This is a genomic window from Actinomadura gamaensis, from assembly GCF_042652125.1.
Taxonomy (GTDB): Bacteria; Actinomycetota; Actinomycetes; order Streptosporangiales; family Streptosporangiaceae; genus Spirillospora; species Spirillospora gamaensis.
In genome coordinates this window covers 56409-68501 of record NZ_JBHSIT010000020.1, presented here as the reverse complement: position 1 = coordinate 68501, position 12093 = coordinate 56409, and the positions used below count along the sequence as shown (strand labels likewise).

Below are 12093 nucleotides of genomic sequence, written 5' to 3'. Positions count from 1 at the left end.
GCATGGCGGACACGACAGGGCACGCTGCCACGGACGAGCCGTCCGGCGAGGGGCGGGGCGCGGAGCCGCCGCTCATCGGGATCACCACCTATCTGGAACCGGCGCGGTGGGGCGTGTGGGTCCGCGAGGCGGCGGTGCTGCCCGCCCCCTACATCCGATCGGTCGAGCGGGCGGGCGGCGTGCCGGTGCTGCTGCCGCCGACCGGGAGCCTGCGCGGCGTCGCGGCGCTGGTGGCGGGCCTGGACGGGATCGTGTTCGCCGGCGGCGCGGACGTCGATCCCGGCCTCTACGGCGCGGACCGCCACGCCGAGACCGGCGCGCCGCAGCCCGGCCGCGACCGGTTCGAACTCGCGCTGCTGCGCGCGGCGATAGCCGCCGACCTGCCCTTCCTGGCCATCTGCCGGGGGATGCAACTCCTGAACGTGGCGCGCGGCGGCGGGCTCGTCCAGCACCTGCCGGACGTGCTCGGCCACCGCGGGCACGCCCCGGACGTCGGGGTGATCGGCCGGCATCGCGTCCGGATCAGCCCCACGAGCACGGTCGGGAAGATCCTCGGGGAGGTCGCCGACGTCCCGACCTACCACCACCAGGCCGCCGACCGGCTCGGCAAGGGGCTGGCCGCCGTCGCGTGGGCCGAGGACCAGGTCGTCGAGGCGGTCGAGCTCCAGGGCCACCGGTTCGGGCTGGCCGTCCAGTGGCATCCGGAGGAGGGGGACGACCGGCGCCTGTTCGAGGCCCTGGTCGCCGAGGCGTCGGACCGCTGACCCGCGGCGGCGCATGACCCGCGGCGGCGCGTGACCCGCGGCGGCGCGTGACTCGCAGCGGCGAAAGACTGCGGCGCTGAAAGACCCGCGGCGGCGCATGACTCGCAGCGGCGAAAGACCGTGGCGATGCATGACCCGCGGCGACGAACGCCACATGGCCGGGACGGTTGGGGCAGAGCCTTCGAGGGAAGGCGAGGGAGATCCGCCGTCGCTCCGGGAGGTGCCGCGTGTCGCCCGAACCGTCCGCCGAGGACTTCCTCGCCGGGATGCGCTCGTCCGACGGCGAGGAGTGGACGATCGAGGAGATGCGGGAGCTGAGCGAACTGCGGCTCCCGGACGGTCGGCGAGAGCTGCCGCACGTCGAGGACCTCACCGTTCCCAGGGCGGACGGCGCGGTTCCGGTCCGGCTGTATCGGCCCGTCCCGCGGGCAGCGGGCCCGCTGCCCGCCCTGGTGTACCTGCACGGCGGCGGTTGGGTGCTCGGCGGGATCGAGAGCGGGGATCCGCTGTGCCGCGACCTGGCGGCCGAGGCGGGATGCGTCGTCCTGAACGTCGGCTATCGGCTCGCGCCCGAGCATCCCTTCCCGGCGGCGATCGAGGACGCGTGGACGGTCGTCGACGCTCTCGCCCGCCGTCCGGAGAGGTTCGGGATCGCGCCCGAAACGATCGCGGTCGCCGGGGACAGCGCCGGGGGGAACCTCGCCGCCGTCGTCGCGCTGCTCGCCCGCGACCGGGGCGTCCGGCTCGTCCACCAGCTGCTGGTGTACCCGGTGACCGACACGTCCGCCGACACCGCGAGCTGGGACGCCTACGGCGAGGGATACGGCCTGGACGCCGCGACCCTGCGCCGCTTCGCCGCCCTCTACCGGGCCGGAGCCGACCCCGCCGATCCGCGCCTCGCCCCGCTGCGCGCCCCCGACCTGTCCGGCCTGGCCCCCGCCACCGTGATCACCGCGGACCACGACATCCTGCGCGACGAGGGCGAACAGTACGCCCGCCGGCTGGAGGCCGCGGGCGTTCCGATCGTGCACCGCCGCTATCCGGGCACGATCCACTCCTTCTTCCTGCTCCCGGAGATCTTCCAGGACGGCGTGAAGGCCCGCGAGTTCGCCGTCCGCCGCCTGCGCGCCGCATTCGGCACGTCCCCTGCCACCCCGACGACGAACCCGAACGCTTAACCGACCACGAACGCTCAACCGACCGCGAACGCGCAAGAACGCGCATGACGCGCACGAAGGCACAAGGCCGTGTTCGATCGTTCTTGAGGGGCTGAGCTTGGCGAGTCGCGCGGGGGAAGCCTGAAGCTCCGGTCGGAGGGGTGTGGCCGGGCGTGGGACGTGGGACCGTGAGTGAGGACATGCGGGAAGGGTGTGTGGATGAGCACTAATGCGACTGGGGACGTGCGCTACGACCGGTATGAGCGCCTGAAGCTCGACTGGGCCGCGCCGCGGGTGCTGCGTGTGACGCTCAGCGCTCCCGGGCGGCTCAACGCCGTCGACACCACGGGGCATCGGGAGCTGGCGGAGATCTGGCGGGACGCCGACGCCGATCCGGAGGTTCGCGCGATCCTCGTCCGGGGCGAGGGGGCGGCGTTCTCGGCGGGCGGCGACCTGTCCATGATCGAGGAGATGATGGACGACCACGCCGCTCGCGTGCGCATCATGCGCGAGGCCCGCGACATCGTGATGAACGTCGTGAACTGCGGGAAGCCAGTGGTCAGCGCCGTGCAGGGGCCGGCGGTCGGCGCCGGCCTGGCGGTCGCGCTGCTCGCCGACGTCTCGGTCGCGGGACGCACCGCGAAGATCATCGACGGGCACACCCGGCTCGGCGTCGCGGCGGGCGACCACGCGGCGCTGGTCTGGCCGCTCCTGTGCGGGATGGCGAAGGCCAAGTACTACCTGCTGCTCAACGACACGCTGTCCGGTGCGGAGGCCGAGCGCATCGGCCTGGTCAGCCTGTGCGTCGAGGACGACGAGGTGCACGAGCGCGCCCTGTCGATCGCCACCCGCCTGGCCCGCGGCTCGGCGGAGGCCATCGCGTCCACCAAGCACGCCCTCAACAGCTGGCTGCGGCTGGCGCAGCCGACGTTCGACGCGTCCCTGGCCATGGAGTTCCTCGGCTTCGCCGGCCCCGACGTCCGGGAGGGTGTGGCCGCGCTGCGCGAAAAGCGCCCCCCGAAGTTCGAATGACCACTCGCTGACCGTACGCGTTCAACTGCTCGTCTCCGCACTCGACTGCTCGTCTCCGCGGTCGACTGGTCGACTCCGCGCTCAGTCGACCGCCGTCCGGCCGGGCGGCTCGGTGGGGAGGGGGTCAGGGCTCGGTGGCGGCCGTCGTTTCGATGAGCGTGGCAGCCAGCTCTTCGACGGCGCGGTGGGCTTCGGTGGCGACGGCGGCGAAGATGTGGATGTCATGCCACGCCTTCGGCAGCACCTGGTACGTCACGGGGACCGCTGCGGCGCGGGCGCGCGAGACGAACTCCTGCACTTGGGGCCGCAGGGTCTCGCGCTCCCCGCAACGCACGATCAGATGGGGCAGCCCGACCAGGGAGGCACGGGCGGGAGATGCGCCGTGTCGCTGCTCCGGCGAGGCGTAGAGCCGCGCGATGCGCCTGGTGGCCCGTGCCGACAGGACGGGGTCGGCCGCACGCAGGCGATCGTCCGGCCGCGGGGCGTCGAGGTCGATCCAGGGCGAGAGCAGGACCACCGCAGGCGGTGGCGGCAGTTCCCGGTCGCGTACCTTGAGCGCCACGCTTAATGCCAGGGCCGCGCCGGCGGAGTCGCCCGCGAGGACAAGCCGCCCAGGGCGGATGTCTGATTCGGTCAGGGCTCGGTAGGCCGTCCAGGCGTCCTTCGGCGCGGCCGGATAGGGGTGTTCCGGGGCCTTGCGGTAGTCCGGCAGCTCGACCGTGCAGCCGCAGGCCAGGGCCAGGTGGCCGGCGAAGGAGAGGGAGAAGCGCGGTGACCCGGCGACGAAACCGCCGCCGTGGAAGTGCAGGACGTGCAGGGCTGAGGTCCCGGAGCGGGGCTGGACGCGGATCGACGGGATGCCGTCGAGGGACGTCCGGCGGACGGTGACGTCCGCGGGCAGGGGAAGGCGCCGTGCGATGCCCTCCAGGTAGGCGCGCCTCCAGCTCAACGGCACCGGTGCCCCGGCCACGTGCTTGAGTCCGCCGCGCGCCATCGCTCGGACGACCGGAGAGGGAAGCTTGGCCATGATGGGCTCGATGCGCCTTTTCTGAGCCTTGTCTCGCAGGTCTACCCGGTGCCGCCGTCGCCCACCCTCGGAGCGTCGACGAGGGGAGCGCAATCCGTCACCCGGACGGGACCGGCCGCCTGCCAACCGTGACCGCCGGGCCGCTGTCGGCCGATGCGGTTCTCTGGGATGGTCGAACCAGGGACCTGGCCGATCAGCGGCGGAAGGAACCTGGTGGTGCGGCATCGCGTTGTGATCATCGGCTCCGGCATCGGAGGCAGCGTGACCGCCTTCCGGCTCGCCCGGGCCGGCGTCGACAACGTCGTGCTGGAACGCGGCCGGCGCTGGCCCGTCCTCGGGCGGAAGGCCGTCTTCCCCTCCTTGACGGCGCCGGACCGGCGGCTGATCTGGCGGGACGGCGAACCGTCGTCGCTGCTGGCGACCGACCGATCGGCGCCCGTCCGGCTCCTGCGGGCGGCCGTGGCCGCCGCCTTGCCCCGTTCCACCGGGCTGATGGAGATCAGCCCGCACCGGGACCTGACGATCGTGTGCGGGGCCGGGGTCGGCGGGGGGACGCTCACCTTCGGCGGGATGCTGCCCCAGCCGCTCGCTGGACCGTTCCGCCAGGTCTTCCCCGATTCGGTGGACTACGAGGAACTCGACGACGTCTACTATCCGCGGGCGCGCCGGCGCCTGGGAGCCGTCCCGTTCCCCGACGACCTGTTCCGCCATCCTCAGTACCGCTCCCATCGGCTCTGGCGGTCGGCGCTCGACCGGTCGGGGCTGCCCGTGGAGCGCATTCCCAACGGCTACGACTTCGATGTCGTCCGCGCGGAACTCGCCGGGACCGCTGATGCCTCGGTCACCGCGGGCGAGTACATCTTCACCGGTACCAATAGCGGCGCGAAGTTGAGCGTGGACCGCACCTACCTGGCGTGGGCCGAGCGGACGGGCAGGACGGTCGTGCGGCCGCTCCACCGGGTCACGGACATATCCCAGGCCGGCGATGGCGACTACCAGGTCACCGTCGACCGGCTCGGCGACGATGGTGCGGTGGCCGGACGCTTGGTGATCAGCTGCGAGAAGCTGATCCTCGCGGCTGGCGGGGTGCACACACCGCGGATGCTGACGACCGCCCGCGCCACTGGTGCGCTTCCGGGGTTGAACGAGCACGTGGGCGCGGACTGGGGCACCAACGCCGACCAGGTGCTCCTGCTCAAGGCCCGGCACGCCGCGACGGGCCGCCGCCAGGCGGGTCCGCTGTCCTTTCTCGTGCGCGACCACACGCGCACGGCCGCGCTGACCCACATGCCGCTGCCGTGGCCGGTCGAGACGGGGCTGCTGGCGCTGGCCGGCATGGGGATCTCCGAACGTCTGGGCCGCTGGCGCCATCGGGGCGGCCGTGCCCGGCTGGAGTGGTCGGCCGACAACGACGCCGCCGCTCGGCGCCGGATACGGGACCTGGCCGGTCAGGCCGCCGGGCATGTGCCCGGCGGCGCCACCGTCGTCGCTCCGACGGCATTGGCGCCCCTCACCGTGCATCCGCTCGGCGGCGCGGTGCTGGGCCGGGCCACCGACGCCTACGGGCGGCTGCACGGCCACCAGGGGCTGTACTGCCTCGACGCGGCCCTCATGCCCGGCTCGACGGCCGGAGTCAATCCGGCGCTGACCATCGCGGCCGTCGTCGAGCGTTGCCTCGACCACATCATCGACGATTTCGTCCGGTAGCCGAGCCGCGTCCTCCCACGCGGTTCGCCGCGGGCGCCGACCGCCCCCGCGAGTGGGGATGCCGGTTTCCTCGCCCTTCCCGCGGGTCGGCACATCGTTTTCCCGGGTCCCGCGCCGGAGGTGAGGAAAATGAGGGCGCAGAAGCAAGTAATGAGTGGCGCAAAAGCTGACGATCAGCCCTCTCTGAGCCTCACGATGCAATTCATAAACGGGCGGCAATTCGCCCGTCAACGATCACTGTGTTCACTGCGGAAACGCGGGTAAGGTTCAGGAACACTGGAAGTTCGCCTTTGAAGTGATGGTGTTACGCTGCGGTGGAATGGTTCCTACGGAGGGCTGGACATGCCTGCGCGAGACAGCAGAAGCACCTACCGCCGAGAAGTGGACCGGCCGCGGTCCCGCAGCGGAATCAGCCGTTATCTGAGCAGCGTCATCGACGACACCCGGGATTTCCTGGACGATGTGCTGGATCGCGGATCGGAGGTGGAGCGGGACGTCCGGGGCACCGTCCGCCGAGCGGTGGAGACCCGGGACGGCGGGCGCCGGCGAAACCGGTACCGCAATGACCGCCGCGAAGACGATCCCGAGTACGACGAATTCGAGTACGACGAGGACCGCGGCCGTGGGCGGCGCTACGACCTGGACGCGGAACTGCGCGACCGGCTGGCCGATCTCCGAGATGACCTGGACCGGCTGTCGCGCCGGCTCGACACCCTGACGGACGAGCGCGCCGAGACGGCGGAGAAGGGCGCTTCCTAACCACCGACACGGCCACCCCACGCGGCCACCCACACGGGAGGGCCCGGACGCCGGCAGGCCGCTCGGCGAGGACGGTCGGGCGGTACCGGCTTGCTTCCGCCGCGCCCCGGAGGGACTGGAATGGACGAAGGCCGGGTCCGGCTGCTGGTCAAGGTGCTCGCCGAGGTGCTGGGCGAGGAGGTCCGCCAGCGGGCGCGGTTGCGGGGCGCCCCCGGCGGCTCGGCGTGGCTGGCCGAGCAGTGGCGCCCCGCGGCCGTGCGCAGGGCGTTCGAGGAGCTGGGCCCCTTCTACACCAAGGTCGGCCAGATCCTGTCGACCCGGCCGGACCTCGTGTCCGAGCCGGTCCGGCAGGAGCTCGGCAAGCTCCACGACCGGGTGACCCCGGAGCCGTTCGAGCGGTTCGCCCCCGTGCTGGAGCAGGAGCTGGGCGACGACTGGGCCCGCCGGTTCGCGGATGTGGAGACCGAGCGGCCGCTGGGCGCGGCGTCGCTGGCCCAGGTGTACCGAGTCACGCTCCGCGACCGCCGCCCGGCCGTGGTCAAGATCCAGCGGCCGGGCATCGCGCCGGTCATCAGGCGGGACATGGCCGTGCTGCGCCGGGCGACGCGCCTGCTGAGCCGGTGCGCGCCCCGCTTCACCGGCGTCATGGACCTCGACGCCATGCTCATGGTGATCTTCGATGCCATGCGGCCGGAGCTGGACTTCCGGCTGGAGGCCGGCAACATGGACCGGGCGCGCGGCATCGTCGCACGGTTCTCCACGCTGGAGGTCCCCGAGGTCCTCTACGCCGGCCCGCACGTGCTGATCCAGAGCCTGGCTCCGGGTGCCTCCATCCGGGACGCCAAGGCCGGGGACTTCTCGCCGGGCGAACGCCTGGCCATCGGCCGGGACCTGCTCGCGCTGATGTACCGGTGCTATTTCGTGGAGCACACCTTCCACGCCGATCCGCATCCGGGGAACATCTTCGTCGCGCCGGGGGAACGGGCGTCGATCATCGACTGGGGAATGGTGGGAAGCATCGACCGCCGCCTCAGCATCTCGATTTTCCGGGTGCTGCTGGGTGTGGTGCAGAACGACGCCCAGGCCGCGGCCAGGGCATGGATGGAGATGGGGTACGCCACCGAATGGACCGAGTTCCGGGCGTTCGCCAGCGATATGGCGGGCGTCGTCCCGAGAGTGCGCACGGCCTCCCTGGACGAACTCAATTTCGGTGTCCTGCTGGGGACGGTGCTGAAACGATCCACCAAGCGGGGAATCGCCACCAGCCCCATGGTCTCCATCCTGGCGAAGTCCTTCGCCAATATGGAGGGGTCGGTTCGCTATCTGGCTCCGGAACTGTCCATCATCGAGGTGTTCCAGGAGGAGATGAGCGGGATCCTGTCCTTTCTGGCGACCGAACTGTTCTCCGAAGCGCAGGCGGCGCGCATCCTCACCGACGTGGCGCTGGGCGCGACGACCGGCTTGGAGCAGGCCCGCGGCGTCCTGCAGGACCTGTCGAGCAGGGACCTGGCGCTCGACATCCGGCAGATGCCGCCGCGCAGCAGTCTGCTGAACCGGCTCGGCCCCGGAGCCGCCTGCGTCGCGGCCGGCGCCGTGCTCGCCCATTTGCTGCGCGGCCACCGGGACGCGCGCCGGTGACCCGCCGGCGTTTCCGGGCGAGGGGCCCTGACGCCGGGAGCGCGCACGGGCTGAGCGGCACCCGCCCGGCGCGCACCGGTCAGGGGACGGCCGCGGCGTGCAGTTCGGCGGCGGCGTTCTCCAGCAGGCCGGGAAGCAGCTCGGCCCGGGGCGCCGCCGTGTCGAACAGCAGCGAGAACACCACCTCGGTGGAACCCTCCATGATGATGACCATCCCGTGGTGGCCGGGCAGGAGCGGCGGGAAGGCGTAGACCGCGCGGGCGGACGCGCCGTCGAGATCCAGCTCCGCCGTCGCGCGGAGGGTCGACACCGCCAAGGCGGTGAAGCGGGGCGCGGTGATTCTCAGCATCGCCGCCCGCGCCAGCCGGTAGGGCAGCCTGCGCAACAAGACGCGGTCCATGGCGCGATGCCGGGCGATCCTTTCCGCACCGGTCTGCCGCTGCACCTGCCGTAGCCGCTCGATCGGTGACGGCTGATGGCAGGGCAGGGCGACGCGGATCACTCCGAGCAGGTTGCCCGGCTCCAGACCGCCCGCCCTGGGCCGCAGGTCGACCGGGACGGCCACGTGCAGCCCTCGCCCGGGGGCGCGCCCGCCGCCTGCGGCCTTCCAATCCTGCGGGGACCAGGCGCGGAACGCGCCGCTGAGCACGGCCAGGGCCACCTGGTTGACGGTCGTCCCGGTCGCTTCGGCGATCTCCTGCAGCGGAACACGGTCCAACCGGGCGATGTGCAGCGCGCGGTCGCCGGTCAGGGGGGCGCGATTGGGCGTCCACTCGCTGGTCGGCGTCAGCGGGACGCCGAGGTCGGTGAGCGCCGGCCACCGCCGCGGAGTGGCGGTCCCGGTGCCCGCGGTCTCGTGCGACCGCTGTGGCGAACCGGGGCGGAACAGGCTCTGGGCCACGCTCAAGATGGCCATACCGTCCTGAAAAGCATGGTGGGCGCGGTAGCACAAGGCGTACTCATCGGTGGCGTACCCGTGCAGGCACGTGATCCCCCACAGGGGACGCTCCCGGTCGAAGGGACGGGTGACCTCCTGCCGTCCCGCGTCGATCACGTCGTCACCGGGAGCGAGCCGACGTTCGGTCAGGTGCGCCAGGGGATCGAAGGCGGGGTCGGGCTCCCACCGGTCGGCGCGGGCGGCCAGCCGGTAACCGAGTGCGGGGATCTGCTTGATCTGGTCGGCGAGGTAGCGCTGCAACAGCGCCGTCTCGGGAGGGGGCCCGCCGAGGATCAGCAGGCCGCCGATGTGCAGCTCGGGGTGGTGCTCGGCGGGGTCGGCGGCCTCCAGGAAGAACCTGTCGAAGAAGCCGAGCGGACGCGGGCCGTCCTGCGGTGACGTGCGCTGGGCGCCGGGGCGTGCGAGGGACATGCCTACCTCTTCCGGTCGGACGATGACGTTCGGACGGGGCGTTGGAGTGGGCGTTTGGGACGGGCATTCGGACAGGGCGTTGGGACGGGGCGTTCGGGCGGGGTCAGGGGACGAGACGCAGCCCCTGGACACGGAGGAGCACCTGCCCGTCGGGAGCGGTCGCGGTGGCCTGCGAACGGTCGGCTCCGACCGCCAGCCTTAGGCCGGTGGGGTGGCGGTCGCTCAGCAGCAGGTCGTTGTCGCCGGGGATCAGGGTGACGGCGGTGATGCGACCAGGCGTGGCCAACGCTCCGGGGGTGGGGAGCGCGGCGGCGGTCTGGAGCAGGGCGTCCAGGAGGATCCACGGAGTGCGCATCCGTTCGAAGTGTTTCCGCTGGTGGTCGGGTATCTCGATGTGCCATGTCGCGATCACGCCGTCGGGAGTGTGTTCCAGGGCGTCGATACCGGCGAACACACCGGTCAGCCTGGCCACCGCGCCGGATCGGCCGTTCCCCGTGCGGGGAGGCGGGAGTGGCGGTCCGGTCACGGGCCGGCCCGGGTGACCGAGGGCGACATCGGCCGACATGTGCGATCTGCGCGTAGGCGGGGCCGAGGGATGTTCGACCCGTGAGCAGATCTCCACGCGGACGTCCCCTTGGGCCGGGTCATGGGAGGCCGCCAGTTCATAGCGCGCCAGACGGGGTCGCAGCGCGACGGGCGCGCGGAACGCCACGTCGTTCACCGTTGTCACCGGGACGGCACCGGCGAGCCTGTGCACGGCCTGGACGGCGAGCTCGACGGCGAGGGCGCCGGGAAGGACCGCGCGGTGGCCGCGCCGGTGACCGGTGAGGTAGTCGTGCCCGGACAGGTCCAGCTCCCAGGACACCTGCAAGGACCGTCCGTTCCGCTTCGCGCGCCGCCGGTGCGGCCGCGGGATCGGTGCCTGACGGGTGGGAGGGCGCCGACCGGCCCGGGCGGGGACATCGACGGATGCACCGGCGGCGTCCCGTTGGCCTTCGGGCGGCTCGTCGAGGAACGCCTCGGGCCGCGGAAGATCGGGGAACCGGTCCCGGAGGGAGCGTTGTTCGGCCGCCCCCAGATGACAGACGACGTCCTGCCCGGGAGGCCGGACGGCGCCGAGTTCGGTGAGGAACAGCCGCTGCCCCTCCTCGTCGCTGAGCAGGCTCAGGTGGCCGGTGCGCCGGGTGTGGGCGACGAAGGCCGAACGGGGCCCCAATCCCGACTCGCCCCACATCGTCCAGCAGATGGCGAGTTCGTCGCGGCCGCGGTGCGCGGCCTCGTAGCGCGCGGCGAGGTCGAGCATGTCGTTGGCCGGGCCGTAGTCGCTCTCGCCCGGCAGCCCCACCAGTCCGGCGATGGAGCTGAAGCTGCACCACCGGCCGGGCGGCGGGTGGTCGAACGCCGCCTTCAGGTGGAGGTAGCCGTCCACCTTCACGCTGCGCACGCGCCGGTAGACGTCCAGGGACTTGGCGGCGAGGCGCCGGGCGCCGCCGATGCCCGCCGCGTTGATCAGCAGGTCCACGTGGTCGGTGGTGCGGTGGACAGCCTCGGCGGCCCGCCGGACCGCTTCGCGGTCGGTGACGTCGCAGGTTTGATAGTGGACGCGGGAGGCTCCGCAGTGGTCCTTCATCAACTGGAGGGTCCGCAGTGCTTCGCGGGCGTTGCGCAGTCGGTCGTACTCGGCGCCCGCCTCGGCGACCCCGGTGCCGGGCGCCTCCCGCAACCGGTCGGCGATGTAGGTGCGCCGGTCTCGTCGGCCCAGTGCGCGAACCTGCGGGACCATCTGCTCCAAGGGGGCGCTGCCCAGTAGCCACAGGGTGGGACGCGCGGACCGCAGCAGCCCTCGCAGGGCGGTGGCGGTGATGCCGCGCGCTCCACCGGCCGCCACGATGACGCTGGCGTCGTCGACACCTGGCCGCGCGGCGGTCCCGCCGAAGCCGCTGCTAAGGCCCCCACCGAGGCTGCCGGCGGGGGCCGGCACCAGGTGTTCTTCCCAGCGGCGTCCGTCCCTGTAGTGGACGACCGGCAGGCCACGCGGACGGGTCGACTCGTCGGCGAGTTGCCGTAGCGCCAGGTCCAGGGCGCCGGCGTCGGTCACCACGGCGTAGGCGCAGAGGTCGGGCAGCTCCCAGCGCAGGCATTTGACCAAGCCGGTCAGCAAGGCCGAGTGCGGGTGCGGGACACCGCCTTTGAGCGGGTCCAGGACCAGCACGGCCAACGAGTCACCGGTGGCGCGTGGAGCGGTGGAAGTGCCCTCCGAGGGAGCGTGTCGGGACTGATCGTCTGCGGCCAGGCGTCGGGCGGCCAGGAACATCAGCTCCTGCAACGCGATCAGCGACGAAGCGGGAGACTGCGGCCAGCACAGGTCCCGCAGCGAGACGATCACTCGGATGTGCCTGGCCGCCGGAGGGTTCCCCAGCAGTCCGTCCAGCATCGCGGGCTCGGCCCAGGGGAGGGGTCCGGCCGCCGCCGCTTCAGGCCCGGTGCACACGATGCGCACCTGGTCGTTCCGCGTTCGCAGCCTGACCTGCGCGGCGATACGCGGGTCCTCGGTGAGCACCAGTGCGCCGGCCGGCAGCGCGGGGACCGCCCCACGGACGGGAACCGCCGGGCGCGGCCTGAAAACCGCCACGTGCCGTT

At 72.5% G+C, this 12093-nt stretch carries 9 protein-coding genes; 6 read left to right on the top strand and 3 right to left on the bottom strand.

The window, feature by feature from the left end:
* Nucleotides 1–2 precede the first annotated feature (2 nt).
* The 3 genes from ACFPCY_RS41505 (at nucleotide 3) to ACFPCY_RS41495 (ending at nucleotide 2953) form a co-directional block, all read left to right on the top strand.
* Nucleotides 3–764 carry a gamma-glutamyl-gamma-aminobutyrate hydrolase family protein gene (locus ACFPCY_RS41505; protein ID WP_378265114.1) on the top strand — a complete coding sequence of 254 codons (762 nt, stop codon included), beginning with the start codon at nucleotides 3–5 and terminating at the stop codon, nucleotides 762–764.
* A 227-nt stretch (nucleotides 765–991) separates the two neighbouring features.
* Nucleotides 992–1942, top strand: coding sequence for an alpha/beta hydrolase (locus ACFPCY_RS41500; protein ID WP_378265112.1), 951 nt, complete (start codon nucleotides 992–994; stop codon nucleotides 1940–1942).
* Between the two features lie 198 nt (nucleotides 1943–2140).
* A complete protein-coding gene (locus tag ACFPCY_RS41495; RefSeq protein WP_378265110.1) occupies nucleotides 2141–2953 on the top strand; it encodes an enoyl-CoA hydratase/isomerase family protein in 813 nt (270 codons plus the stop codon).
* 124 nt (nucleotides 2954–3077) lie between these two features.
* Here the strand turns inward: ACFPCY_RS41495 and ACFPCY_RS41490 are convergent, their stop codons facing one another.
* On the bottom strand, nucleotides 3078–3980 hold the full coding sequence (locus ACFPCY_RS41490) for an alpha/beta hydrolase (protein ID WP_378265108.1): 903 nt from the start codon (nucleotides 3978–3980) through the stop codon (nucleotides 3078–3080).
* Nucleotides 3981–4196: 216 nt separating this feature from the next.
* Here ACFPCY_RS41490 and ACFPCY_RS41485 point away from each other — a divergent pair, with 216 nt between their 5' ends.
* From ACFPCY_RS41485 to ACFPCY_RS41475, 3 genes are all read left to right on the top strand, one after another.
* Nucleotides 4197–5687 carry a GMC oxidoreductase gene (locus ACFPCY_RS41485; RefSeq protein ID WP_378265106.1) on the top strand — a complete coding sequence of 497 codons (1491 nt, stop codon included), beginning with the start codon at nucleotides 4197–4199 and terminating at the stop codon, nucleotides 5685–5687.
* 381 nt (nucleotides 5688–6068) lie between these two features.
* Nucleotides 6069–6446: a hypothetical protein gene (locus tag ACFPCY_RS41480; protein WP_378265104.1), complete on the top strand. Its 378-nt coding sequence runs from the start codon at nucleotides 6069–6071 to the stop codon at nucleotides 6444–6446.
* A 120-nt stretch (nucleotides 6447–6566) separates the two neighbouring features.
* Nucleotides 6567–8084 carry an ABC1 kinase family protein gene (locus tag ACFPCY_RS41475; RefSeq protein WP_378265102.1) on the top strand — a complete coding sequence of 506 codons (1518 nt, stop codon included), beginning with the start codon at nucleotides 6567–6569 and terminating at the stop codon, nucleotides 8082–8084.
* Between the two features lie 79 nt (nucleotides 8085–8163).
* Here the strand turns inward: ACFPCY_RS41475 and ACFPCY_RS41470 are convergent, their stop codons facing one another.
* Together ACFPCY_RS41470 and ACFPCY_RS41465 are read right to left on the bottom strand one after the other, a co-directional pair.
* Nucleotides 8164–9453: a wax ester/triacylglycerol synthase domain-containing protein gene (locus ACFPCY_RS41470; protein ID WP_378265100.1), complete on the bottom strand. Its 1290-nt coding sequence runs from the start codon at nucleotides 9451–9453 to the stop codon at nucleotides 8164–8166.
* A 103-nt stretch (nucleotides 9454–9556) separates the two neighbouring features.
* Nucleotides 9557–12085 (bottom strand): SDR family NAD(P)-dependent oxidoreductase, encoded by a 2529-nt coding sequence (locus ACFPCY_RS41465; protein WP_378265098.1) that lies wholly within the window; start codon nucleotides 12083–12085, stop codon nucleotides 9557–9559.
* Nucleotides 12086–12093 lie beyond the last annotated feature (8 nt).

Coding starts and splice junctions, on each gene's coding strand:
- ACFPCY_RS41505 (WP_378265114.1), top strand. CDS start 3: ATGGCGGACACGACAGGGCACGCTGCCACGGACGAGCCGTCCGGCGAG.
- ACFPCY_RS41495 (WP_378265110.1), top strand. CDS start 2,141: ATGAGCACTAATGCGACTGGGGACGTGCGCTACGACCGGTATGAGCGC.
- ACFPCY_RS41490 (WP_378265108.1), bottom strand. CDS start 3,980: ATGGCCAAGCTTCCCTCTCCGGTCGTCCGAGCGATGGCGCGCGGCGGA.
- ACFPCY_RS41475 (WP_378265102.1), top strand. CDS start 6,567: ATGGACGAAGGCCGGGTCCGGCTGCTGGTCAAGGTGCTCGCCGAGGTG.
- ACFPCY_RS41470 (WP_378265100.1), bottom strand. CDS start 9,453: ATGTCCCTCGCACGCCCCGGCGCCCAGCGCACGTCACCGCAGGACGGC.